This is a genomic window from Paenarthrobacter sp. NPDC089322 (assembly GCF_040684895.1).
In the GTDB taxonomy this organism is placed as follows: domain Bacteria; phylum Actinomycetota; class Actinomycetes; order Actinomycetales; family Micrococcaceae; genus Arthrobacter.
On sequence record NZ_JBFBGW010000002.1, the window covers coordinates 39228 to 64120 of the forward strand.

18 protein-coding genes and 1 pseudogene are annotated in these 24893 nt (G+C 62.4%); 15 read left to right on the plus strand and 4 right to left on the minus strand.

Annotated features, from left to right (window positions below):
- Window positions 1-14: 14 nt before the first annotated feature.
- From uvrB to AB0N65_RS02260, 3 genes and pseudogenes are all read left to right on the plus strand, one after another.
- A complete protein-coding gene (gene uvrB, locus AB0N65_RS02250) occupies window positions 15-2114 on the plus strand; it encodes an excinuclease ABC subunit UvrB (RefSeq protein WP_364157112.1) in 2100 nt (699 codons plus the stop codon).
- Between the two features lie 166 nt (window positions 2115-2280).
- Window positions 2281-3309, plus strand: a complete 1029-nt coding sequence (locus tag AB0N65_RS02255) for a TerC family protein (protein ID WP_364157115.1) — start codon at window positions 2281-2283, stop codon at window positions 3307-3309.
- A gap of 29 nt (window positions 3310-3338) precedes the next feature.
- Window positions 3339-4666: pseudogene (locus AB0N65_RS02260) on the plus strand (MFS transporter).
- Here AB0N65_RS02260 and AB0N65_RS02265 read toward each other — a convergent pair.
- Genes AB0N65_RS02265 through AB0N65_RS02280 form a run of 4 tightly spaced genes read right to left on the minus strand, consistent with a single transcriptional unit; the run spans window position 4663 to window position 10508 of the window.
- On the minus strand, window positions 4663-5988 hold the full coding sequence (locus AB0N65_RS02265) for an alpha/beta fold hydrolase (RefSeq protein ID WP_364157118.1): 1326 nt from the start codon (window positions 5986-5988) through the stop codon (window positions 4663-4665). The pseudogene AB0N65_RS02260 and the gene AB0N65_RS02265 sit on opposite strands and share 4 nt — an antisense overlap.
- The gene (locus tag AB0N65_RS02270; protein ID WP_364157121.1) at window positions 5981-6487 is read right to left on the minus strand and encodes a GNAT family N-acetyltransferase; all 507 of its coding nucleotides are present in this window, start codon (window positions 6485-6487) and stop codon (window positions 5981-5983) included. Before AB0N65_RS02270 ends, AB0N65_RS02265 begins: the two co-directional genes overlap by 8 nt.
- Before the next feature lie 60 nt (window positions 6488-6547).
- Window positions 6548-7963, minus strand: a complete 1416-nt coding sequence (locus tag AB0N65_RS02275; RefSeq protein ID WP_364157123.1) for a CoA transferase — start codon at window positions 7961-7963, stop codon at window positions 6548-6550.
- A gap of 10 nt (window positions 7964-7973) precedes the next feature.
- Entirely contained in the window at window positions 7974-10508 is a 2535-nt protein-coding gene (locus tag AB0N65_RS02280) for a DUF3516 domain-containing protein (RefSeq protein ID WP_364157126.1), read from the minus strand.
- Between the two features lie 69 nt (window positions 10509-10577).
- Between AB0N65_RS02280 and AB0N65_RS02285 the strand changes: the two genes are divergently transcribed.
- From AB0N65_RS02285 to AB0N65_RS02340, 12 genes are all read left to right on the plus strand, one after another.
- Entirely contained in the window at window positions 10578-11354 is a 777-nt protein-coding gene (locus tag AB0N65_RS02285; RefSeq protein ID WP_364157129.1) for a trans-aconitate 2-methyltransferase, read from the plus strand.
- 162 nt (window positions 11355-11516) lie between these two features.
- The gene (locus tag AB0N65_RS02290) at window positions 11517-11897 is read left to right on the plus strand and encodes a GntR family transcriptional regulator (protein ID WP_364157132.1); all 381 of its coding nucleotides are present in this window, start codon (window positions 11517-11519) and stop codon (window positions 11895-11897) included.
- An 84-nt stretch (window positions 11898-11981) separates the two neighbouring features.
- Window positions 11982-14909 carry an excinuclease ABC subunit UvrA gene (uvrA, locus tag AB0N65_RS02295; RefSeq protein WP_364157135.1) on the plus strand — a complete coding sequence of 976 codons (2928 nt, stop codon included), beginning with the start codon at window positions 11982-11984 and terminating at the stop codon, window positions 14907-14909.
- A gap of 112 nt (window positions 14910-15021) precedes the next feature.
- The gene (locus AB0N65_RS02300) at window positions 15022-15738 is read left to right on the plus strand and encodes an HAD hydrolase-like protein (protein WP_364157137.1); all 717 of its coding nucleotides are present in this window, start codon (window positions 15022-15024) and stop codon (window positions 15736-15738) included.
- The gene (locus tag AB0N65_RS02305; protein ID WP_364157140.1) at window positions 15725-16393 is read left to right on the plus strand and encodes a lysophospholipid acyltransferase family protein; all 669 of its coding nucleotides are present in this window, start codon (window positions 15725-15727) and stop codon (window positions 16391-16393) included. Before AB0N65_RS02300 ends, AB0N65_RS02305 begins: the two co-directional genes overlap by 14 nt.
- An 86-nt stretch (window positions 16394-16479) precedes the next feature.
- Complete coding sequence (gene uvrC / locus AB0N65_RS02310; RefSeq protein ID WP_364157143.1) at window positions 16480-18492, plus strand: excinuclease ABC subunit UvrC; 2013 nt, start codon at window positions 16480-16482, stop codon at window positions 18490-18492.
- A gap of 109 nt (window positions 18493-18601) precedes the next feature.
- Window positions 18602-19525 carry an RNase adapter RapZ gene (gene rapZ / locus AB0N65_RS02315; RefSeq protein ID WP_364157146.1) on the plus strand — a complete coding sequence of 308 codons (924 nt, stop codon included), beginning with the start codon at window positions 18602-18604 and terminating at the stop codon, window positions 19523-19525.
- A complete protein-coding gene (gene yvcK / locus AB0N65_RS02320) occupies window positions 19525-20541 on the plus strand; it encodes a uridine diphosphate-N-acetylglucosamine-binding protein YvcK (protein ID WP_364157149.1) in 1017 nt (338 codons plus the stop codon). The genes rapZ and yvcK overlap by 1 nt, the downstream gene beginning before the upstream one ends.
- A gap of 13 nt (window positions 20542-20554) precedes the next feature.
- The gene (gene whiA, locus AB0N65_RS02325) at window positions 20555-21535 is read left to right on the plus strand and encodes a DNA-binding protein WhiA (protein WP_364157152.1); all 981 of its coding nucleotides are present in this window, start codon (window positions 20555-20557) and stop codon (window positions 21533-21535) included.
- Window positions 21536-21709: 174 nt separating this feature from the next.
- Window positions 21710-22333: a superoxide dismutase gene (locus AB0N65_RS02330; RefSeq protein ID WP_364157155.1), complete on the plus strand. Its 624-nt coding sequence runs from the start codon at window positions 21710-21712 to the stop codon at window positions 22331-22333.
- 269 nt (window positions 22334-22602) lie between these two features.
- Window positions 22603-23610 carry a type I glyceraldehyde-3-phosphate dehydrogenase gene (gap, locus tag AB0N65_RS02335; protein WP_364157158.1) on the plus strand — a complete coding sequence of 336 codons (1008 nt, stop codon included), beginning with the start codon at window positions 22603-22605 and terminating at the stop codon, window positions 23608-23610.
- 9 nt (window positions 23611-23619) lie between these two features.
- On the plus strand, window positions 23620-24846 hold the full coding sequence (locus tag AB0N65_RS02340) for a phosphoglycerate kinase (RefSeq protein ID WP_364157161.1): 1227 nt from the start codon (window positions 23620-23622) through the stop codon (window positions 24844-24846).
- Window positions 24847-24893 lie beyond the last annotated feature (47 nt).

The window sequence follows — 24893 nt, forward strand, 5'->3', positions numbered from 1 at the left end:
GGTAGATTGGTCTCATGAGCCTTGCCCAGGAGATCAACCGCGTCGTCGCGCCCTTTGAAGTCGTCAGCGAATACAAGCCCGCCGGTGATCAACCCACAGCCATCGCCGAACTGACGGAGAGGATCAGGAACGGCGAAAAAGACGTTGTCCTGCTCGGTGCCACCGGTACGGGCAAGAGTGCCACAACCGCCTGGCTCATTGAGCAGGTCCAGCGTCCAACCTTGGTCATGGTCCAGAACAAGACGTTGGCGGCGCAGCTGGCCAACGAGTTCCGGGAGTTGCTCCCCAACAACGCAGTGGAGTACTTCGTCTCCTACTACGACTACTACCAGCCCGAGGCCTATGTGGCCCAGACCGATACCTTCATTGAGAAGGACTCGTCCATCAATGAAGAAGTCGAACGGCTGAGGCACTCCGCTACCAACGCGTTGCTCACCCGTCGCGACGTCATTGTGGTTGCCACGGTCTCCTGCATCTACGGCCTGGGTACCCCGGAAGAATACATCGCGGGCATGGTGACACTGCGCAAGGGAGCGGAGCTGAACCGCGACCATCTCCTGCGGAAGTTCGTTTCGATGCAGTACACACGCAACGACATGGACTTCCACCGTGGCACGTTCCGGGTTCGTGGTGACACCGTGGAAATCATCCCGATGTACGAGGAACTCGCCATCCGGATCGAATTCTTTGGCGATGAAATCGAAAACATCCAAACTCTCCACCCGCTCACCGGCGAGGTGATTCGGGACGAGGAAGAAATGTACGTGTTCCCGGCATCGCACTACGTTGCGGGCCCCGAACGGATGTCGCGTGCCATCAAGCGGATTGAGGACGAACTTGCCGACCGGCTCAAGGTGCTGGAAAGCCAGAACAAGCTCGTCGAAGCGCAACGCCTCAGGATGCGCACCACGTACGATCTCGAAATGATGCAGCAGATGGGCTTCTGCAACGGCATCGAGAACTATTCGGCGCACATCGATGGCCGCGCTGCGGGAACCGCTCCGCATTGCTTGCTCGACTACTTCCCGGATGACTTCCTGTTGGTGGTGGATGAATCGCATGTGACCATCCCACAGATCGGCGCCATGTATGAAGGCGACATGTCCCGGAAGCGGAACCTGGTGGACTTTGGTTTCCGTTTGCCCTCGGCCATGGACAACCGGCCCCTGAAATGGGACGAATTCCTTGAGCGCATCGGGCAAACTGTCTATTTGTCCGCGACCCCCGGCAAGTACGAGCTCGGCAAGGCTGACGGCTACGTCCAGCAGATCATCAGGCCTACCGGGCTGATCGACCCCGAAGTCGTAGTGAAACCAACCAAGGGCCAAATCGATGACTTGCTGGAAGAGATCCGAACCCGCACGGCCAAGGACGAACGCGTCCTGGTAACCACCCTCACCAAGAGGATGGCCGAGGACCTCACGGACTACCTCGTGGGCCACGGCGTCAAGGTCGAATACCTGCACTCGGACGTTGACACGCTTCGACGCGTTGAACTCCTGCGTGAACTCAGAATGGGTGTTTTTGATGTCCTGGTGGGCATCAACCTCCTGCGTGAAGGCCTCGACCTTCCGGAGGTTTCCCTGGTGAGCATTCTGGACGCGGACAAAGAAGGCTTCCTCCGATCCTCGACATCCCTCATCCAGACCATTGGACGCGCTGCACGTAACGTTTCCGGCCAGGTCCACATGTATGCGGACAAGATCACCGATTCCATGGCGCACGCCATCGACGAAACCAACCGCCGTCGCGCCATCCAGGTGCAGTACAACCAGGACAACGGCATTGATCCCCAACCGCTGAGGAAACGGATCGCCGACATCACCGATCAGCTGGCCAAGGAAGACGCCGATACCCAGGAACTGCTGAACAACAACCGGCTTGCGAAGGGCGGAAAGCGAGCCAAATCCACGGCGAAGGCCGCGGCGACCGTACGCCAGGATGGATTGGCGGCTGCTCCCGCGGAGGACCTGGTGGGGTTGATCGAGCAACTGACGGAACAAATGCATGGCGCAGCTGCAGAACTGCAGTTCGAAGTGGCTGCCCGTATCCGCGATGAAGTCAAGGAACTGAAGCGCGAATTACGTCAAATGCAGTCCGCAGGGCACGCCTAAGGTAAGGTTGAGGTCACGTAGGGGAGTATCCCAAGCGCTACGTTCGTCAGCACGCAAGGCACAGATGCCTCGCCGGACGTAGCGGGCCGCCACATCAGCATTCACCGCACCTGGCAGGCCGGAGAGACTTACACCGCTTTCCCGTACCCTGCGAAAGGCACTATTGATGCAGCTTCCCGTCTGGTTCGAAGTCGGCTCTTTTGTCGTCCTCGGAATCATCCTGCTGATCGACCTCCTGTTGGTCGTCAAGCGTCCCCACGAACCTTCCATGAAGGAAGCCGGCCTCTGGGTCGCTTTCTACGTCACGCTGGCCCTGCTCTTCGCAGTCGCCATGTTCTTCTTTGCCGGCCACGAATACGGTGGCCAGTTCATTGCCGGCTGGGTCACCGAATACAGCCTGAGCATTGACAACCTGTTCGTCTTCATCATCATCATGGCCCGCTTCTCGGTACCCCGGAAGTACCAGCAGGAAGTGCTGATGGTGGGCATCATCATCGCCCTGATCCTCCGTGGCATCTTCATTGCACTGGGCGCCGTGGTCATCGAACAGTTCAGCTGGGTCTTCTACATCTTCGGCGCATTCCTTCTGTGGACCGCCTGGAAGCAGGCCAAGGATTCCGGCGAGGATGAAGAGGAAGGCGCTGAGAACCCGCTGGTTGCCCGCCTCCGCAAGGTCCTCCCGATGTCCGAAAAGTTCGACGGCGGCAAGCTCCGCACCACCGTTAACGGTAAGAAGGTCTTCACCCCCATGCTCATCGTCTTCGTGACGATCGGCATGACGGACCTCCTGTTCGCAGTGGACTCCATCCCCGCGATCTTCGGCCTGACCCAGAGCGCGTTCATTGTGTTCACGGCCAACATCTTTGCCCTCATGGGCCTGCGCCAGCTGTACTTCCTGTTGGGCGGCCTGATGAACCGCCTCGTGTACTTGAAGCACGCACTGTCCGTCATCCTGGCGTTCATCGGCGTCAAGCTTGTGCTGCACGCCATGCACGTCAACGAACTGCCGTTCATCAACAACGGCCAGCACATCGAGTGGGCACCGGAAATCCCCACCTTCGTCTCGCTGGCAGTCATCGTTGGCACCATCGTGGTCGCGGTTGTCGCCAGCCTGCTGAGCCCTGCAGCCCGTCAGTCGAAGCTGGACGCACGTCTTGAAGAAGACGCGCGGAAGAGCATGAGCGAAGCGGAGTAACCTGCTGATCAAGGTTGTAGTCTCTTGAAGTGACTACCACTTCAACTACGGCGCTGGACCCGGTCAGGGTTCAGCGCCGTACTGTTTTCCTGCTCAGTTCCGCGCAACTCCTGAGCGGTATCGGCAACGGCGCCACCTTGTCAATCGGCTCCCTCCTGGCTGTGGACCTGTCCGGGTCCGAAGCATGGGCCGGTTCCCTCACCACCGTGCTCACCTTGGCGGCTGCTGCATCTGCCTTGCCCTTGGCGCGACTGGCAGAGTCCCGGGGGCGCCGCATGGGCCTTGTCACAGGGCTTGTAGCTGCCTTGGCAGGTGCCCTTTTGATGATTGCCTCGGTGGTGGCAGGATCTTTCGAGATTCTCCTGCTGGGTGCCGCGTTCCTTGGCCTCGGAACAGCCGCCAACCTCCAAGCGAGGTTCGCCGCCGTCGACCTCGCAGAGGCCGGGCATCGGGGCAGGTCGCTGTCCACCGTGGTCTAGGCGATCACCATCGGCGCTGTCGCCGGTCCAAACCTCATACAGCCGGGTGCAGTGGTGGGTGCAGCCCTCGGCCTGCCACCCATCGCCGGGCCGTTCGTCTTCTCGGCAGCGGGCCTTTTCCTTGCTGCGCTCCTGCTGTTTGTCGGATTGCGGCCGGACCCGTTGCTGCTGGCCCGCCGCCTGGCGTCGGACGCTGAGGGGACCGGAGCGGTTCCGACCAGGGGAACCATTCGCTCCGGGCTGTCCGCGATCCGTTCATCGCCGCGCGCGGTGCTGGCTGTTGCCGCAGTTGTGGCAGCCCACGGCGTCATGGTGGCAGTCATGTCCATGACCCCGCTGCACTTGCAACAGCTCATCGGAGGAGCGCATCCGGGCCATCACTCCACCGTGACCGGGAGCGCGGATGCCCTGGTGGTCATTGGAGTGACAATCTCGCTTCACATCGCCGGCATGTTCGCCTTGTCTCCCGTGTGGGGCTGGCTGACTGATAAAGCCGGTCGGCTGCCGACCATCGCCATGGGCCACGGACTCCTGCTGGCGGCCGTCATGGTTGCCGGTATGGGCCAGAGCCGGTCCTTGTGACCGCCGGTTTGGTCGTGCTGGGGCTCGGCTGGTCAGCGGCCACTATCGCCGGATCCACTTTGCTGGCAGAGAGCGTTGCCGAAGATCAGCGGGTCACCGTGCAGGGTGTCTCGGATACCCTGATGGGCGGGGCCGGCGCAGCGGGCGGCGCACTGTCCGGCCTCGTCCTTGCCTGGATAGGTTACCAAGGACTCAACGTGGCCTCGGGAGCCGTGGCTGCGGTGGTGCTGGTCGTGGCCATCACGGCGGCTGCACATGCCCGGAAATCACACCCAGGCAAGGATTTCGGTGCCTAGCGGCTTCCCCTCACCAGCCCGAACAGCCGCGCAAAAATACCTTCCCCGTCCTCACCTATGCCATCGTGGTGGAACTCGTCAGTGACCCACGTTTGCAGTCCGCGCACACTGGACGCGGTTTCCATCGAGAGGGCGTGGTCCACGTAGATGTCGTTCTGATAAACGGCGGCCGCCACAGGCACAGTGTTGGCGCGGAGCCGTTCAAGGTCGTAAAGCGGACCCCAGTCCTGTTTTGAAGCCAGTATTTCGGCGACGTCCCTGAGCGGCACGAGCGCCGGATCCTGCTCGAAGTACCAGGGATAGACCATTTCGCCGGTCAGGAGCGGGTCCTCTGCCTCGGGCTTGAAGTCCGGGAATTCCTGCAGCACTCTCCAGGCCGCCCAGTCGGTTGCCTGGCCTTGTCCGTAGATGGATTCATGCAACACGGCATACAAGGGGTTGGCTGCCCGGCTTACTTGCCCGCGGACCTGTTCAAGGAAGGCCTCGGACAGCCGTTCCCCGGAGGGAGTTTGAATGAACGCGTCCTCCAGCAGGTAGTGGAGGGCGTCCACTCGGGTGTTGCCGCCAAGATATGACCCCACCATCTGGAAGCGCTCAGGGGTGAGCCTCTCGCCACTGGCCAGGAATTCCGGCTGGCGTTCCAGATGCCGGGCAATCCGGGTCACCATTGCACGGTCTTCGGGGTACCAAGCGAAGTATTCGGCGTTGCGGGCGGCGACCCGTTGGAACGTCGCTTGATAGACGCGATCAGCCGGACCGTGCAATGGTGCCAGGCCACCCGTGATGAGCACTTCCCGCAGCCCTTCCGGTGCAAACGAGAGGTAAGTCAGCGCACAAAAGCCGCCGAAGCTTTGCCCCAGCACGGACCAAGGCTCCGAGCCGAGGGTGCGTCGGATGTATTCGGCATCCGCCACGATTGAATCGGCGCGGAAGTGCGTCAGGTATTCGGCCTGGGCGGCGGCGTCTCCCCGCAGTTCCAAGGACCGGCGTTCTACCGGTGTCGATAGCCCTGTGCCGCGTTGATCCAACATCAGGATGCGGAAGTCCTTGGCGGCGGCCTTCATCCAGCCGGACAGTGAAGTGACACGGTTTCCCCGACCGCCGGGACCGCCCTGCAGGAACAGCAACCAGGGAAGCTTGCCCGCTTCCTCTTCCGTGTGGTCTGTGGAGGAGTACTCCCTGGCAAAGACCGTGATCGTCTCGCCGGTATCGCTTGCATGTACCATTCCGCGTGAATGAATCAGGGGCACCGTGAAGTAGTGCTCTACGGTACGTATCCCACGAAATTCGTGGCGGGCCCTGATGCTGTGCACCTCAGCCATGCGTCAGGGCCTTCTCACCCGCGGCAGCGCCGAACGACTCGAGCGCTACACCGGTCAGCCTGAAGGTGGACCACTCCTCCATGGGATAGGCGCCGAGATTCTTGTAGAACCTGATGGAGGGTTCGTTCCAGTCCAAAACGCTCCACTCCACCCGCGCGTAGCCGCGTTCGACGGCGGTCGCGGCCAGATACTGAAGGAGGGCCTTGCCATGGCCCTCGCCGCGCGCTTCCGGGATGACGTAAAGGTCCTCGAGGTAGATACCGTGGACGCCTTCCCACGTTGAGTAGTTCAGGAACCAGAGGGCAAAGCCCTGGACGGTGCCGGCTGAGTTCTCGGCGATGGTCGCGTACACGCGGGGATTCTCCCCAAAAAGCACTTCGGTGAGCAGTTCAGGGGTGTTCTTGACGGCATCGGGCTCCTTTTCGTAGATCGCAAGGTCGTGGATCATACGGAGGATTGCCGGGACGTCGTCGACGATGGCTGGGCGGATTACACTCATGTGTTCGAGCTTACTAGGGGGCTGGCTGCCTCCTGTGCCCGGTGGTGCCGTGCAGGCCACTTACTCCCACCCAAGTTTCGACGACCCGTATTGGACAGGAGGTCGCCTGTAGTCGAGCGGGACCCCGTCCACCAGGATCGGTGGCCCTACGAAACGGAGCCGGCCATGGAAACTGTCAAGCTCGCGGTAGTCCGGCTGCGGTGTCCAACGGCTACGGCTCCCGCGGTCGGCACCATGCGGCGAGCCCTCCTCGAGTTCGCTGAGCCGAAACAACTCCTCCGCGGTGCCGGCCAGGGACAACGCTGCCGACCCGCCGGCTCCACTGCGCAACCGCTCTGCCAACAAACCCAGCACAGCTGCCGCCAGGCCGTATCCCGTGGCATGGTCCAGGGCCTGGACGGGAAGAGCGCCCGGCGTCCAGCCGCCGTCGAAGTCCGTGCCGCTGCCGTACCTATGGGCGATTCCGCAGGCAGCCTGCACGAGGCTGTCGAAGCCCCGACGGTGACGCCAAGGTCCGGCAACGCCCCAAGCGCTCAAGGTGACCACGATAAGGCCCGGGTTGTCACGCAACAGCTCTTCCGGACTAAGCCCGAAGCGATCGAGCCCGCCGCCCCGGTACCCCGTGACCACTACATCTGCGGCCTCGATCAGCCGGCGAACCGTGGTGAGCTCGTCCCGGCTGCCCAGGTCAGCCACGGCGCTGCGTTTGTCGAAGCCTGAGTCGATGAAAGCTTCCGGCAGTTCCGGAAGGCGCGGCGGATCAATCCGTAGTACGTCGGCGCCCAGCGCACCCAGAAGCCGGGTGGCGGTCGGCCCGGCGATGACGCGCGTCAGGTCCAGCACGCGGAGGGAAGCCAGGGGAAGGCCGGTAGTCACAGAGGGACTCCACGACGACGGGCGGCTGACCGCAGCGGTCTCCGGCGCGGTAAAGCTGATCCAGGGACCGGCACCCGCTGCCGCCCTCATTGGCGTCGCCAGCCATTCGTCCCGGGTGCGTACCGCAGCCGCAACGCCGTTGTTCGCGGTGATGGTGTCTTCGGCTTCCGAGGACGTCAGGAGCCGCAGTGCGTCGTCTACCTCCGTGGGCGTCCGGACCTCCAACGCATTCATCAACCGGGCGGCATGGTGGGGATAGTTGGCGTGTAGTCGAATCCAACCGTCCGCTGTTCGACGAAAGCCGGACAGCGGGGCGAAGCCCTCCGGCTTCCTGCCCGCGATGCGCAGATGGCCAAGGGAATCGAAGGACTCCGCTGTCCGCGTTGCCGCCACAGAATACCTGGCGGCAACACCCGTGAGGGCGTTGAGGGCCGTTGCCGCAGCACGCACCGAAGCCAGCGCCAGCCCCTCCACGTCAAGGCCACGAACGCCGGCGGGATGCTCCCACCAATGCCGCGGACCCGTCCAAGGTGCCGCTGGTTGGGAGCTTATCGCGTGCAAAGCACGAAGGCTGCCGGTCAGGTCAGGGACGGGTTCCACGGCGTGCAGCCTACAAGCGGTTGACGTTCGTCACCCGGACAACTGCCGTACCGGTTTCGTCCGATTCCGCCAAGTCGATTTCTGCCGAGATACCCCAGTCGTGGTTACCTGCAGGGTCGTCAAAGATCTGCCGGACGCGCCATGTCCCGGGTTCTTCCGTGATGATCAGCAATCCAGGACCACGGGCATCCGGTCCTGTGCCGATGTCGTCGTGTTCGTCGAAGTAGTCGTCCAGGACGTCTTCCCAGCGATCGGCATCCCAGCCGGCGTCAGCATCGAGTTCACCCAAGGCAGCGGAGTCCTCCTCTGCGAACAGTTCAACGCGACGGAACATTTCGTTTCTGACCATCACGCGGAAGGCGCGGATGTTGGAGGTCAGCAAAGGAGGCGGCGGCGGGGGAGCATCATGCGGGGTCGGAGCGAGTCCAGCGGTAAGTTCTTCCCACTCATCCAGCAAGCTCGAATCCACCTGCCGGACCAATTCACCCAACCAGGCGATGAGGTCCTCGAGATCGTCGCGGAGCAGGTCCTGGGGAACGGTCTGCCGAAGAGCCCTGAACCCATCGGCAAGGTACCGCAGCACAATACCTTCTGACCGGGCGAGGCCGTAGAACTGCACGAATTCGCCGAAATTCATGGCTCGCTCGTACATGTCCCTGATGATCGATTTCGGGGCCAGTTCGAAGTCACCAACCCACGGTGCCGCTTTGCGGTAGACCTCGAAGGCCTCACCAAGAATCTCCGCCAATGGCATCGGATAGGTCACTTCATCGAGCATCGCCATACGCTGCTCATACTCCAAGCCATCGGCCTTCATCGCTGCGACGGCCTCGCCCCGGGCCTTCTTCTGCTGTGCGGAGAGAATCTGCCGCGGTTTCTCCAGCGTGGCTTCGATGACGGATACGACGTCCAAGGCGTACGAGGGGGACTCGGGATCGAGCAGTTCCAAGGCAGCCAGGGCAAAGGGGGAGAGCGGCTGGTTCAGCGCGAAGTTGGGCTGGAGGTGGACGGTCAGCCGGACTGAGCGGCCTTCTGCTGCCTGCTCAGCTTCGGGGATCCGCTCCACCACGCCGGCAGCCAGCAGTTCCCGATAGATACCCAGCGCCTTCTTCATGAGCTTCAGTTGGGAAGCCCGGGTCTCGTGGTTCTCGCCCAGGAGGCGGCGCGTTGCCTGGAAGGGATCGCCTGGGCGCTCCATCAGGTTCAGCAACATCGCGTGGGTCACGGTGAAGCTGGACGACAAAGGCTCCGGAACCGACTCCACCAAACGGTTGAAAGTGGATTCCCCCCAGGAAACAAACCCCTCCGGCGGCTTCTTCTTGACCACTTGGCGCAGCTTCTTCTGGTCGTTGCCGAACTTGGCAGTGGCCTTTGCCATGGCCTTGGCGTTCTCCACCACATGCTCGGGCGCCTGGACCACCACGGTGCCGGCAGTGTCGTACCCGGCACGGCCGGCGCGGCCGGCAATCTGGTGGAACTCACGCGGGTTGAGCACCCGGGTGCGTACGCCGTCGTATTTGCTCAAAGCCGTCAAAAGCACAGTCCGGATCGGCACGTTGATGCCAACGCCCAGCGTGTCCGTGCCGCAAATGACCTTCAGGAGTCCCGCTTGGGCGAGTTGCTCCACCAGGCGGCGGTACTTCGGCAGCATCCCCGCGTGGTGGACGCCGATGCCGTGCCTCACCAGCCTGTTGAGCGTCTTGCCGAAGCCCGCGGCGAAACGGAAGCCCGCAATGAGCTCGGCGATGCGGTCCTTTTCCTCGCGGCTGCACATGTTGATGCTCATGAGGTTCTGGGCCCGCTCGATCGCCTCGGCCTGGCTGAAGTGCACCACATAGACGGGAACCTGCTTGGTGGACAGCAGTTCCTCAAGGGTCTCGTGGACCGGCGTCTGGTGATAGTAGTAATGCAGCGGAATCGGCCGTTCTGCGGAACTGACCGTGGTGGTGGGTCGTCCTGTCAGCCCGGTCAGACCGGTTTCGAAACGGGTGACGTCGCCAAGCGTGGCCGACATCAGCAGGAACTGTGCCTGGGGTAGTTCAAGCAGGGGGACCTGCCATGCCCAACCGCGTTGGGGATCGGAATAGAAGTGGAATTCATCCATGATCACCGCGCCCAGTTCAGCAGCAGCACCCTCACGGAGTGCCGTGTTGGCCAGGATCTCAGCCGTGCAGCAAATGATGGGGGCGTCCTGGTTTACACCGGAATCGCCGGTGATCATGCCCACATTTTCTGCACCGAAGGTCTCGCACAGGGCAAAGAACTTCTCCGACACCAAAGCCTTGATGGGTGCGGTGTAGTAGCTCCGCTGACCGCGTGCCATGGCCTCGAAGTGGGCGGCAATGGCGACCAGCGACTTTCCCGAGCCTGTCGGGGTTGCGAGGATGACGTTGGATCCGGAGGCGAGCTCCATGATGGCCTCATCCTGCGCGGGATACAGCTGCAAGCCACGGCTTTCCGTCCACTCTACGAACCGTGCATAGATCTCGTCCGGGTCCAGGGGACCGGTGGCGTTGGAACCGGGAAGCTGCTCAAGAAGTTTCATTGGTTTCCAGCTTAGTGCCCGCACGGTTTAGGCTCGGCCCAGCAGGTGTACTGCCCCGAGGAGGCTGAGATGAAGTGGGATCCGTCCAAGTATGTGGAGTTCGGCAACCATCGTGACAGGCCGTTCCATGACCTCGTGGCGAGGGTCCGGGCCGAACACCCCCACAAGGTGGTGGACCTCGGGTGCGGGCCAGGCAACCTGACGGCAACGCTCTGCGACCGGTGGCCCAACGCATCGGTCCTCGGCCTCGATTCGTCCGGGGAGATGCTCGCCAAGGCAGCGACCCTGGCCGCGCGCTATGTCAACCTCAGCTTTGAATTGGGGGACATCGCGGACTGGCAGCCCGAGGAGGACACCGACGTCGTGGTCACCAACGCTGCCCTGCAATGGGTTCCCGGGCACCAGAACATGCTTGGAGATTGGTTGTCGGCCCTCAAGCCAGGTGCGTGGTTCGCCCTGCAGGTACCGGGCAACTTCACCTCGCCGTCACACACGCTCATGAGGGAACTGGCCGAGTCTTCGCAGTGGCGGTCGCGCCTCGGCGGCGTATTGCGGCATGACGGCGCCGTTGGCAGTCCCGCGGACTACCTGGGCATAATGCTCGACGCCGGTTGCGCGGCTGACGCTTGGGAGACCACCTACCAGCAGGTACTGCCGGGGGCCGACCCGGTCCTCGAATGGGTGCGCGGCACCGGATTGCGGCCGGTGCTTGACGCGTTGTCACCTGAGGACGCGGCCGATTTCGAGGGGCAATATTCCGCCCTGCTGCGGGATGCCTATCCGGGCACACGGCATGGAACGGTTTTTCCCTTCCGCCGTATCTTCGCGGTGGCTCAAAAGAAGTGATGACCTGCCTGGATGTGGCGCTCATGCCCCTGGTGAAGAAGCTCGCGGGCGGGGTGGCTTGTACCCGTCCGGCGTCGCTGGTCTAATTTTCGGCATGGACCATGGAAGCTTCAGTGAGCAAGAGACCCTTCGATCGGTGCCGGCCATTGGCCGGTGTTTCCGATGACTCCCGCGGACGGCTTTCCTGGCTCCTGGCGCCCCAATACCAATAGCGGAGTAGCTCTTTTCGAGCAGTTGCGACTCCGCATCATAGAGCTGGCAGACTCGGGAGTCCTCGCTGTTGGAGCGAAACTCCCGCCGGTCAGGAACCTGGCGGGCGTCCTGGATGTGGCTCCGCACACGGTGGCGCGTGCGTACAAGGAACTGGAAGCAGCGGGCGTAGTGGCCACGAGGGGCCGCAACGGCACCGTGGTTTGCGCGAGGGACGACCGGTGGGGTGCCCTCGCGGCAGTCGCGGCCCAGTACGCCGCCGCTGCCAAGGCGCAAGGGGCCTCGTTCGCGGAGGCCGTACAGCTCCTCGCAGCCGCCTACGATGCCGACTGATCCTATGGTGCGTGCCAATACTGTGCAGTAGGGGTGTGAGGAACGACATGGAAATTCGAAGAAGTTTTCGATTAGCATTGGTTCGTGCCCAAAGCCTTAGCTGAAGATGCAGCCGTCCATTCCTTGAAGAGCGTTTCCGTCGTTCCCGATGCCCAGCCAACGCGGCCCGATCTTTCGCGGTTGGTAGTCAAGGGTGCCCGTGAGCATAACCTTCGCAACGTGGACCTCGACCTCCCGAGGGACGCGATGATCGTCTTCACCGGCCTCTCCGGTTCGGGCAAGTCGTCTCTCGCGTTCGACACCATCTTCGCCGAAGGCCAGCGGCGCTACGTGGAATCCCTTTCCGCGTACGCACGACAATTCCTCGGCCAAGTGGATAAGCCGGACGTCGACTTCATTGAGGGCCTCTCGCCCGCGGTGTCGATCGACCAGAAATCCACCAGTAAGAATCCGCGGTCCACCGTGGGCACCATCACGGAAATCTACGACTATATGCGTTTGCTGTGGGCTCGTGTGGGTCGTCCGCACTGCCCGGTATGCGGGGAACCGATCACGCGCCAAACGCCCCAGCAGATCGTCGACCAATTGCTGGAACTGGAAACGGGCACGCGCTTCCAGGTTCTTGCGCCCGTGGTCCGCGGCCGTAAGGGTGAGTTCGTGGACCTCTTCAAAGAGCTCACTGCCAAGGGCTATTCCCGTGCCCGCGTAGACGGGGAATTAGTACAACTTAGCGACGCACCCAAACTCGGCAAGCAGTTCAAGCACACCATCGAAGTCGTCGTGGACCGCCTTGTGGTCAAGGAGGACATCAGCCAGCGGCTTACCGACTCCGTGGAAACGGCGCTTGGGCTTGCTGAAGGTCGGGTACTGATCGAATTCGTCGACCTCGACGCCGAGGACCCGGCCCGGATCCGCGCCTTCTCGGAGAATCTCGCTTGCCCCAACGAGCATCCGCTGGCCATCGATGAGATCGAACCGCGCTCCTTTTCATTTAACAACCCGTTCGGCGCCTGCTCGGCCTGCAGCGGCATTGGGACCAAGCTTGAAGTCGATGAGGAACTCATCGTTCCCAACCCCGAACTTTCACTGGCAGAGGGCGCCATTGCCCCGTGGTCGTTGGGTACAGCCACTACCGAGTACTGGAACCGGCTCCTGGAGGGCTTGGCCCATGAGCTCGGATTCTCGATGAACACCTCTTGGGAGAAGTTGCCCAAGGATGTCCGAAACACGGTACTGCACGGCAAGGACCACAAGGTGGTTGTCCAGTACCGCAACCGGTTCGGGCGGGAACGCAAGTACAGCACCGGTTTTGAAGGTGCCATCCAATACGTCCACCGTAAGCACGGCGAAACGGACTCGGACTGGGCCCGCGACAGGTACGAAGAGTACATGCGCCAGATTCCCTGCCCTGAGTGCAATGGGGCGCGCCTGAACCCTGCCTCGTTGTCGGTCCTCATCAACGGGAAGTCCATCGCAGAAGTAGCGGCGCTCCCCATGCGGGAATGTGCCGCGTTCCTCGGTGGCCTTACCCTGACGGACCGTGAAGCGCAGATCGCCCACCAGGTCCTGAAGGAAATCCAGGCGCGCCTGACGTTCCTTCTGGATGTTGGGCTCGAATACCTGAACCTTGAACGTGCATCCGGCACGCTGTCAGGTGGTGAAGCGCAGCGCATCCGCCTGGCCACGCAGATCGGGTCCGGCCTCGTGGGCGTGCTCTACGTTTTGGATGAACCCTCTATTGGGCTCCACCAGCGCGATAACCGGCGCCTGATCGAAACGCTGACACGCTTGCGTGACCTCGGCAACACCCTGATCGTGGTTGAGCACGACGAAGACACCATCCACGAGGCCGACTGGATTGTCGACATCGGACCCGGCGCCGGAGAACACGGTGGCCAGGTGGTGCATTCGGGTACATACAAGGCACTGCTTGAGAACAAGGATTCGCTGACAGGTGACTACCTTTCTGGGCGCCGCAGCATCGCGGTGCCCGCCAAGCGCCGAAAATACGACAAAAAGCGTGAGCTGAAAGTCATCGGTGCGCGGGAAAACAACCTGAACAACGTCGACGCAACGTTCCCGCTGGGCCTGTTCACCGCGGTGACCGGCGTCAGTGGCTCCGGCAAGTCGACCCTCGTCAACGAGATTCTCTACAAGGTTCTGGCCAACAAGCTCAATGGTGCCAAGCAAGTCGCCGGCCGACACCGCAGCGTCAATGGCCTGGAACACCTGGACAAGGTGGTCCACGTAGATCAAAGCCCCATTGGACGGACCCCCCGTTCCAATCCGGCCACTTACACAGGTGTCTTCGACAACATCCGTAAACTCTTTGCGGAGACGACCGAAGCGAAGGTCCGCGGGTACCAGCCCGGGCGGTTCTCCTTCAACGTCAAGGGCGGACGCTGCGAAGCATGCTCCGGTGACGGCACGCTGAAGATCGAGATGAACTTCCTGCCGGACGTCTACGTTCCGTGTGAAGTCTGCCACGGCGCCCGCTACAACCGTGAAACCCTCGAGGTGCATTACAAGGGCAAGACCATCGCGGATGTCCTCAACATGCCCATCGAGGAAGCCGCGGAGTTCTTTGCGGCGTTCACTCCCATTGCCCGGCACTTGAAGACCTTGGTGGATGTGGGCCTTGGCTACGTCCGACTGGGCCAACCGGCAACAACGCTTTCCGGAGGCGAAGCCCAGCGCGTCAAGTTGGCTGCCGAGCTCCAGAAGCGGTCCAACGGCCGCAGCATCTACGTCCTGGATGAGCCGACCACGGGCCTGCACTTTGAAGACATCCGAAAGCTGCTCATGGTCCTTCAAGGACTGGTGGACAAAGGCAACACTGTCATCACCATTGAACACAACCTGGACGTCATCAAGTCCGCGGACTGGATTGTGGATCTGGGACCGAACGGCGGCTCGGGCGGCGGCAAGATCGTGGCCACCGGTACGCCGGAACAGGTTGCCAAGTCCAGCGACAGCCACACGGCGACGTTCCTGGCGGAAATTCTGGGCTAGGCGCAGGCAGCTGGCTTCCAAGGGCTACGGAGAATATCTTCGTAGCCCTTGAAGTATTCCGTGTGCGGCATGCGAGTTTCAGGCATGCCTGTACTCGTGAGAAACTAACCCGGTGACTCAAACAACGGTGCCCGTAATTTTCGATCTGGACGGCACCCTTGTCGATCCAGCCGGTGGTATCACAGGAGGCATTTCCGCAGCTCTTCGCGAAATGGGTCTGCCGGTACCGGAGCAAGCAGTGTTAAATGCCATGGTCGGCCCCAAACTCAGCGACGCCTTACTCCATTTGGCGAATGTCCCCGCGGAATTGGTGGATGAAACGATCGAGCGCTATAGGCGGCATTACCGGGACACCGGAATCGCCCAAAGCAAGCTGTATCCCGGTATTTTCGAACTCCTTGAATATTTTGCGGAAACGGGTCGGCCCGTTGCGGTCGCCACGCAGAAACCGCAGGGTATTGCGCGGGTGGTCCTGGAACACCACGGAATTGCCGACTTTTTTGTGTCCATCCGTGGATCTGCGGACGATGAATCACTGGCGGCCAATGCCGCATCCGGAAAAGTCGCGATCGTGGGGTCGGCCTTGGCTGATCTGCACTCGCAGCCGGCAGTGATGGTGGGGGACCGGCACCAGGATGTCGCCGGAGCCATGGCAAACGGGCTCGATTGCATCGGGGTTCGCTGGGGGTTCGCCCCGGAGGGCGAGTTGGAAGAGGCGGGCGCAGTAGCCGTCGTGGAGTCCGCCGTGGAGTTGCGAAGCAAAATTGAAGAACTTGATGCTGTCCGTGCGGCGGCCCTGAGCGAGGTACAAAACGATGGCAGTCTTTGATGCGATCCGCTGGACCACCCGTGGACTGATCTCCACCACGTGCCGGCCAACAGTCATAGGGCTGGAGAATGTCCCCAAAGAGGGTCCCTTCATCGTGGCCCCGAACCACCTGTCTTTCCTGGACAGCGTCATTGTCCAGGCTCTGATGCCCCGGCCCGTGGCGTTCTTCGCCAAAGCCGAATACTTCACCACCAAAGGCGTTAAGGGCGCCGTCATGAAGTCCTTTTTCGAGGCCGTTGGCTCCATCCCCGTTGAACGCGGCGAGCAAGCTGCCAGCGTGCAGGCGCTCAAAACACTCCTCGACATCCTTGAAGCCGGCAAGGGCATTGGAATCTACCCGGAGGGGACGCGTTCCCGCGACGGCATCCTTTACCGGGGTCGCACAGGCGTGGGCTGGTTGGCGCTGACCACGGGTGCGCCCGTGGTTCCCGTGGGCCTGATCGGTACGGAGAAACTCCAGCCGGCAGACAAGAACGCGGTTCGTCCCCAACACTTCACCATGAAGGTTGGCGAGCCACTCTACTTCGACAAGACAGGTCCTGATCATTCCCTCCCGGCGCGTCGCGAGGTAACGGACAGGATCATGGACGCGATCGCAGCACTGAGTGGTCAGGAACGGTCCACTTCCTACAACCAGAGCAAGTCTGTCGACTGAGCATCCTTGCAGCTTTAAGGCCGTGGGACCGGCCCCCGCAGCCTCGACTGGCGTTCGCTGTCGTTCCTGTTCACTAGACTGGAAACGTGGCAAATCCAGCAAGTTACCGACCCCAAACGGGTGAAATTCCCACCACCCCGGGCGTCTACCGTTTCCGCGACCCCCATGGCCGGGTCATCTATGTGGGCAAGGCCAAGAACCTCCGGTCCCGGCTGAATTCCTATTTCGCCAACCCGGCGGGGCTCCTCCCCAAGACGCACGCCATGGTTCATGCCGCGAGCAGCGTCGAGTGGACAGTGGTGGGCAGCGAGCTGGAATCGTTGCAGCTGGAATACACGTGGATCAAGGAATTCAAGCCGCGCTTCAACGTGGTGTTCCGTGACGACAAGACGTATCCGTACCTGGCTGTCACCATGGGGGAGAAGATTCCACGGGTGCAGGTCTTGCGTGGCGAACGGAAGAAGGGCACGCGGTATTTCGGTCCCTACACGGCCGGGGCGATCCGCGAAACGATGGACACGCTCCTTCGTGTCTTTCCGGTCCGCAGCTGTAGCGCCGGAGTCTTCAAGCGCGCACAAGCCAGTGGCCGGCCTTGTCTTCTGGGCTACATCGATAAATGCTCGGCGCCCTGCGTGGGACGGGTAACTCCGGATGAACACCGCCAGCTCGCGGAGGACTTCTGCTCCTTCATGGGTGGCGAGGCTAAGCGCTTCATCAACAGGCTCGAGAAGGACATGGCAGCGGCTGTCGCAGAGCTCGATTACGAGCGCGCGGCCGGACTCAGGGACGACATCATCGCGTTGCGCAAGGTCTTTGAACGCAACGCCGTGGTCCTTGCCGAGGACACGGACGCCGATGTCTTCGCATTGCATGACGATGAACTTGAGGCTTCGGTACAGGTGTTCCACGTACGCGGTGGCCGGGTGAGGGGTCAGCGCGGCTGGGTGGTGGAGAAGGTGGAGGACGCTACGACGCCGGAACTCATCGAGCACCTTTTGCAACAGGTTTACGGGGAAGACAACGAGGTCCAGGGGCGGATTCCGCGCGAAGTGCTGGTACCCGAGAACCCCACCAACCATGCTGAACTGTCGGAATGGCTCGGTGGTTTGCGCGGTGCCAAGGTGGACATCCGCGTCCCGCAACGCGGCGACAAGGCCGCCCTGATGTCCACGGTCAGGGAAAACGCCGAACAAGCCTTGAAGCTGCACAAGACCCGGCGGGCGGGCGACATCACGGTGCGCTCCCTGGCACTGCAGGAACTGCAAGAGGCCCTGGAACTCCCTGTGCCCCTGCTCCGGATCGAGTGCTTCGACATCTCGCACGTCCAAGGAACCAACGTGGTGGCGTCCATGGTGGTGGTGGAAGACGGCCTGCCCAAGAAATCCGATTACCGGAAGTTTTCCATCACGGGGGCAGCCGCAGCGGATGACACCGCTGCCATGCACGATGTCCTGACTCGTCGCTTCAGGCATTACCTGACGGACAAGGCCGCCCAGGTACCCGTTTCCGGTGAGATCGCCAACCCGGCGAGTACCGCCGCTGCGGACGGCACCGGAGTGCCGCCGTCGGACCCCACCATGCCCGCCCCGAAGGCAAAGTTCGCGTACCCGCCCAACCTGGTGGTGGTGGACGGCGGACAGCCGCAGGTCAATGCCGCAGCGCGTGCCCTCGCGGAGTTGGGCATCGACGACGTTTACGTTGTGGGCCTCGCGAAGCGGCTTGAAGAGGTGTGGCTGCCTGACAGCGACTTCCCGGTCATCCTGCCGCGAACCTCACAAGGGCTGTACCTGCTCCAACGCATCCGCGACGAAGCCCACCGCTTTGCCATCACTTTCCACCGCCAGAAGCGAGGCAAGGCCATGACCGTGTCGGCCTTGGACGGTGTCCCTGGACTCGGAGAAGCGAAGCGCAAGGCATTGGTTGCACATTTCGGTTCGCTGAAGAAAATCCGTTCTGCAAGCGTGGAGGAGCTCACCTCCGCCAAGGGGATCGGACCCGCGCTTGCTGCGGCCGTCGTGCAGCACTTGGGTTCCACTGCGGACACTGGCGACATTGCTCCCGCCGTGAACATGACCACCGGCGAAATCCTTGAATCTTAGCTAGGGTAAGAACTTGACCGGTGGCCGCACAGCCGCCGGTCAGGGCGTGCCTGCTTCCGGGCGGGGAAACGCGTGTGACAACTACTTTCGAAGGAAACGGGGACCACTGATGGACGAGGCAACGGCAGAATCCGGCACGGAGCAGGACGGCCTCACGCCCGTCAAGCCCGCGGAGGCGGAACTGCTGGTGGTCACCGGTATGTCCGGGGCCGGCCGTAGTACCGCATCGGATGCCCTTGAGGACCACGGCTGGTACGTCGTGGACAACCTGCCTCCGCAGATGCTGGGAACCCTGGCCGAGATCGTCTCGCACGCGCCGAAGTCGATTCCCAAACTTGCCGTCGTGGTCGATGTCCGCAGCAAGGATCTCTTCACTGATATCCAGACTGCGCTGGGTGCCTTGAGCGCCAGCGGCATTACGTTCCGCGTGTTGTTCCTGGATGCGAGCGACGACGTCCTGGTCCGGCGATTCGAGCAAGGCCGCCGGCCTCATCCGCTGCAAGGCGGCGGACGCATCCTCGACGGCATCGGCATCGAACGCGAAGTTTTGCGGGAACTTCGGGAGCATGCGGACGTCGTGCTGGACACCACCGAGTTCAACGTCCACGGCCTGGCCACGGCGATCACCGAATTGTTCAGTGACACCGGCCCGGTGACGCTGCGTCTCAATGTCATGAGCTTCGGTTTCAAGTACGGACTGCCGGTGGACGCCAACTTCGTTGCGGACGCCCGGTTCATCCCCAACCCCCACTGGGTACCGCAACTGCGGCCACACACCGGATTGGATGCGGACGTCAGTGACTACGTCCTGGAAGCCAACGGCGTGCAGGAGTTCGTCGACCGCTACGTCCGCGCGTTGGAGCCGGTCCTGGACGGCTACCGCCAGGAAAACAAGCACTATGCCACGTTGGCTGTGGGCTGCACGGGTGGCAAGCACCGCTCGGTGGCGGTCGCCGTCGAGCTTTCAAAACGCCTTGCCCAATATCCACGGGTCACCGTGACCACAACCCACCGCGACCTGGGACGCGAGTAATGGGGGTTCTCACGGGACCACTGCCGCTCATTCCGCCGAAAGGCGTCCCCGGTAGCCAGCAGCACAAAAGCCCGTCAGTGGTGGCGCTCGGTGGTGGACACGGCCTTGCGGCTTCATTGTCCGCCCTTCGGCTCCTCACCTCCGAACTGACGGCGGTTGTCACGGTAGCTGACGACGGCGGATCTTCCGGGCGCCTGCGCGACGAGTACGGCGTCCTCCCGCCCGGAGACCTGCGGATGGCACTGAGCGCCCTTTGCGACGATACGGATTGGGGCAGGACGTGGCGCGACGTGATGCAGCACCGTTTCACTGCGGGGAACGCCAAGGGCGGTTCGCTGGACCACCACGCCATGGGAAACCTGCTCATCGTGACCCTATGGGAGTTGCTCGGGGACACCGTGGCGGGACTGAAATGGGCGGGGGCGCTCCTGGGTGCCCGCGGCCAGGTCCTCCCGATGTCCAGTGTGCCTCTGACCATTGAAGGCCAGGCCCGGGTGGAATTACCCGGGGGAGGGCATGAACTCCAAACCGTCCGCGGGCAAGCGAAATGCGCAGTGGCGGGAAAGCTGGAGGAAGTCCGTCTCCTGCCCGAGCATGCGCCGGCCTGCACCGAGGCACTTACGGCCATCGAACTGGCAGATTGGGTCATCCTGGGTCCTGGATCCTGGTACACCTCGGTGTTGCCCCACCTGCTGCTGCCGGAGCTCCGGCAGGCTCTCGGCGAGACCACAGCCAAGCGTTGCCTCACCATGAACCTCGATGTCGAGACGAAGGAAACATCGGGCATGACGGCGGCGGACCATCTGGATGTACTGCGCAAGTACGCACCGGAATTCAGCGTGGACGTCGTCCTCGCCGATCCCAGCGCCGTCCAAGACCTCAAGGCCTTCGAGAAAGCGGCAGGGATGATCGGTGCTGAAGTGGTGTTGGGTAGAGTAGGGGCTTCGAGGCGCCGCCCCATCCATGATCCACTGCTGTTGGCAGCGGCCTACCACGATATTTTCGGGAACAGTTAGGAACACACACGCGATGGCACTTACCGCGTCGGTCAAGGACGAACTGTCCCGGCTGGACATCAAGAAATCTTCAGTACGCAAAGCTGAGGTTTCGGCAATGCTCCGTTTCGCAGGCGGCCTGCACATTATTTCGGGACGGATCGTCATCGAAGCCGAGGTGGACCTGGCCTCCACGGCCCGCAGACTGCGCGCCGCGATCTCGGAGGTCTACGGGCACCAGAGCGAGATCATCGTGGTGTCAGGTGGAGGCCTCCGCCGGGGCAGCCGTTACGTGGTTCGGGTTGTCCGGGACGGCGAGGCCCTTGCCCGCCAGACCGGCTTGCTGGATGGCCGGGGGCGCCCGGTGCGGGGCCTGCCTTCCGTTGTCGTCAATGGCTCGGCCGCGGACGCTGAAGCCGTGTGGCGCGGGGCGTTCCTGGCCCACGGTTCACTCACCGAACCGGGGCGCTCTTCCTCGCTTGAAGTGACCTGCCCGGGTCCGGAGTCGGCGTTGGCGCTGGTAGGTGCTGCCCGGCGCCTCGGCATCCAGGCAAAAGCCCGGGAAGTTCGCGGCGTGGACCGTGTAGTCATCCGCGACGGTGACACCATCGCAGCCCTCCTCACCCGCATGGGCGCACACGATGCACTCATGGTCTGGGAAGAAAGACGCATGCGCAAGGAAGTCCGCGCCACAGCCAACAGGCTCGCCAACTTCGACGACGCAAACCTCAGGCGCTCCGCCCAGGCCGCGGTCGCTGCGGGTGCGCGGGTTGACCGCGCCTTGGAAATCCTGGGGGATGACGTCCCGGAACACCTGAAGTACGCAGGGGAACTCCGCGTGGCCCACAAGCAGGCGAGCCTTGATGAACTTGGCCGCCTCGCCGATCCGCCCATGACCAAGGACGCCATCGCCGGCCGGATCCGCAGGCTCCTGGCCATGGCGGACAAACGCGCCGTGGATCTCGGCATTCCGGGTACGGAGGCAAATGTGACTCCTGAAATGATGGACGGGTAGTTCCCGCCCCTAGAATCGACAACGTGCGGAGGAAATACTGCAATGCCGCAGCGGGTTGTTCCGGTGGAGGCAGGACCAGGCTTCTTCCCCAAGGATTTCCGGCTGGCTTGCCAGCCGGATGGATAGTACGAGAGTTACCAAACCGGACTTCGGTCCACGACATTGGAGGATTTCGTGACAGAGTACGTTCTGCCCGAGCTCGGCTACGACTACGCAGCACTTGAGCCGCATATTTCGGCAAAGATCATGGAGCTGCACCACAGCAAGCACCACGCCGCTTACGTTGCAGGTGCCAACAACGCCCTCGCGCAGCTCGCCGAAGCCCGTGAGAAGGGTGACTTCGCCAACATCAACCGTCTTTCCAAGGACCTCGCGTTCCACACCGGTGGCCACATCAACCACTCCGTTTTCTGGAACAACATCTCCCCGGACGGCGGCGACAAGCCCGAAGGCGAGCTCGCAGCTGCCATCGATGACGCTTTCGGTTCTTTCGATGCTTTCCGCGCGCAGTTCACCGCCGCGGCCCTCGGCCTGCAGGGCTCCGGCTGGGCGTTCCTCGCTTACGAGCCGATCGGCGGCAACCTCGTGATCGAGCAGCTCTACGATCAGCAGGGCAACGTAGCCGTAGGCACTACCCCGTTGCTGATGCTGGACATGTGGGAGCACGCCTTCTACCTGGACTACGTCAACGTCAAGGCCGACTACGTCAAGGCATTCTGGAACATCGCCAACTGGGCCGATGTCGCCAAGCGCTTTGAAGCCGCCCGCACCAACGCCACAGGCCTCATTGTTCTGTAGCTTGTGAGGTTGGATTCACGCCAATGTAACAAAAGTCACATTTTCAGTGAATTCGGACCAAATGCTGGAAAGCCTGCCCCCGCAGTTGCGGGGGCAGGCTTAGTTAAACGTAAGATGGATCACGGAAGGCGGTTAGCCTTCAGCAACGTGGCTGGTCGCCCTCCGATCTGATAATCACCTCTGCCCAATGACGTGCGGGGTCTGTTGGTTGGAATATTTATCCGACTCACTAGGCGTGCTTGCAAGAGCACCAAGGAGATTGACACACAGTGACCACCCGTATTGGTATCAACGGCTTCGGCCGCATCGGCCGTAACTACTTCCGCGCAGCACTGGCCCAGGGCGCAGACCTCGAGATCGTCGCAGTGAACGACCTCACCAGCCCTGAGACCCTGGCCCACCTCCTGAAGTACGACTCCGTCGGTGGCCGCCTGACCCAGTCCGTGGAAGTCCTCGATGGAAACCTGGTCGTCGACGGCAAGTCCATCACCGTTCTGGCGGAACGCGATCCCGCCAACCTCCCGTGGGGCGAGCTCGGCGTCGACATCGTCATCGAGTCCACCGGTTTCTTCACCAAGGCTGCAGCGGCGCAGAAGCACATCGACGCCGGCGCCAAGAAGGTCCTTATCTCGGCACCTGCCAGCGACGAAGACATCACGATCGTCATGGGCGTCAACCACGAACTCTACGATCCCGCGGCACACCACATCATTTCCAACGCTTCCTGCACCACCAACTGCCTCGGCCCGCTGGCCAAGGTCGTCAACGATGCCTTCGGCATCGAGCGTGGCCTCATGACTACCGTGCACGCCTACACGGCCGACCAGAACCTGCAGGACGGCCCCCACGGCGATCTCCGCCGTGCCCGCGCTGCTGCCATCAACATGGTTCCCACGTCCACCGGTGCCGCCAAGGCCATCGGCCTGGTCCTCCCGGAGCTCAAGGGCAAGCTGGACGGCTATGCCATCCGCGTACCCGTCCCCACCGGTTCCGCCACCGACCTCACCGTCACTGTTTCCCGTGAAGTCACGGTTGAAGACGTCAACGCCGCCATCAAGGAAGCCGCAGAGTCCCAGCTCAAGGGCATCCTCAGCTACACTGACGCGCCCATCGTTTCCTCCGATATCGTTGGCGACCCCGCTTCGTCGATCTTCGACGCCGGCCTGACCAAGGTCATCGGCAACCAGGTCAAGGTTGTTTCCTGGTATGACAACGAATGGGGCTACTCGAACCGCCTCGTCGACCTCACGGAGCTTGTCGCATCCAAGCTGGGCTAGGGTAGACACATGACATCTCACACCCTCAACGAACTCATCGCTGAAGGTGTCCGCGGGCGGTACATTTTGGTCAGAAGTGACCTGAATGTGCCGCTCGACGGCTCTACAGTGACCGATGACGGCCGCATCAAGGCCTCCCTGCCGGTCCTCAAGAAGCTCTCGGACGCCGGTGCCCGTGTGCTCGTAACCGCCCACCTTGGCCGCCCCAAAGGAACCCCCGAGGAAAAGTACTCGCTGAAGCCAGCTGCAGCCCGCCTGGCGGAACTCGCGGACTTCAAGGTCCAACTGGCTGACGACACCGTTGGAGACTCCGCCAAGGAGCTCGCAGCAGGCCTGCAGGATGGCGAAGTCCTCGTTCTTGAAAACGTGCGCTTCGACGCCCGTGAAACGAGCAAGGACGACGCCGAGCGCGGAGCCTTCGCCGACGAGCTCGTTGCCTTGACCGGTGACAACGGCGCGTTCGTGGACGACGCTTTTGGCGCAGTCCACCGCAAGCATGCCAGCGTTTACGACGTCGCCACGAGGCTGCCGTCCTTCCTCGGCGACCTCGTGCACACCGAGGTCGAGGTCCTGCGCAAGCTCACTACGGACACGCAGCGCCCGTATGTCGTAGTGCTTGGCGGGTCCAAGGTCTCGGACAAACTGGCTGTCATCGACAACCTGATCGGCAAGGCAGACACCATCCTCGTTGGCGGCGGCATGCTGTTCACCTTCCTGGCTGCTGATGGCCACAAGGTAGCCGGCAGCCTTCTTGAGGAAGACCAGATTCCCGTAGTCCAGGACTACCTCAAGCGTGCTGCCGACGCCGGCACGTCGTTCGTGATTCCCACGGATGTCGTGGTGGCCAGCCGCTTCGCGGCGGACGCCGACCATGAGGTGGTGAAGGCTGACGCCATCGAGGAAAGCTCGTTCGGGACGTCCGGCATTGGCCTGGACATCGGCCCGGAATCCGCGTCCGCATTTGCGGCGCAGATCGAGGGTGCCAAGACCGTCTTCTGGAACGGCCCCATGGGAGTCTTCGAGTTCGAGGCATTCTCCGGTGGTACCCGGGCCATCGCGCAGGCCCTGACGGATACCGTGGCCTTCACCGTCGTCGGTGGCGGGGACTCTGCCGCAGCGGTGAGGACCCTCGGTTTCAACGACTCACAGTTCGGCCACATTTCCACCGGCGGTGGCGCCAGCCTGGAGTACCTTGAAGGCAAGGAACTCCCCGGCCTGAGCGTACTGGACCGCTAAGCAAGCAATCGGCCGGCAGGGCGCACGCGCGTCCTGCCGGCTGTTCC

Excerpts from the sequence above, each read along its gene's own strand:
- AB0N65_RS02265 (WP_364157118.1), bottom strand. The coding sequence starts at position 5,988 with ATGGCTGAGGTGCACAGCATCAGGGCCCGCCACGAATTTCGTGGGATA.
- AB0N65_RS02270 (WP_364157121.1), bottom strand. The coding sequence starts at position 6,487 with ATGAGTGTAATCCGCCCAGCCATCGTCGACGACGTCCCGGCAATCCTC.
- rapZ (WP_364157146.1), top strand. The coding sequence starts at position 18,602 with ATGGACGAGGCAACGGCAGAATCCGGCACGGAGCAGGACGGCCTCACG.
- AB0N65_RS02280 (WP_364157126.1), bottom strand. The coding sequence starts at position 10,508 with ATGAAACTTCTTGAGCAGCTTCCCGGTTCCAACGCCACCGGTCCCCTG.
- AB0N65_RS02255 (WP_364157115.1), top strand. The coding sequence starts at position 2,281 with ATGCAGCTTCCCGTCTGGTTCGAAGTCGGCTCTTTTGTCGTCCTCGGA.
- whiA (WP_364157152.1), top strand. The coding sequence starts at position 20,555 with ATGGCACTTACCGCGTCGGTCAAGGACGAACTGTCCCGGCTGGACATC.
- AB0N65_RS02305 (WP_364157140.1), top strand. The coding sequence starts at position 15,725 with ATGGCAGTCTTTGATGCGATCCGCTGGACCACCCGTGGACTGATCTCC.
- AB0N65_RS02340 (WP_364157161.1), top strand. The coding sequence starts at position 23,620 with ATGACATCTCACACCCTCAACGAACTCATCGCTGAAGGTGTCCGCGGG.
- uvrB (WP_364157112.1), top strand. The coding sequence starts at position 15 with ATGAGCCTTGCCCAGGAGATCAACCGCGTCGTCGCGCCCTTTGAAGTC.
- AB0N65_RS02290 (WP_364157132.1), top strand. The coding sequence starts at position 11,517 with ATGACTCCCGCGGACGGCTTTCCTGGCTCCTGGCGCCCCAATACCAAT.
- yvcK (WP_364157149.1), top strand. The coding sequence starts at position 19,525 with ATGGGGGTTCTCACGGGACCACTGCCGCTCATTCCGCCGAAAGGCGTC.
- AB0N65_RS02285 (WP_364157129.1), top strand. The coding sequence starts at position 10,578 with ATGAAGTGGGATCCGTCCAAGTATGTGGAGTTCGGCAACCATCGTGAC.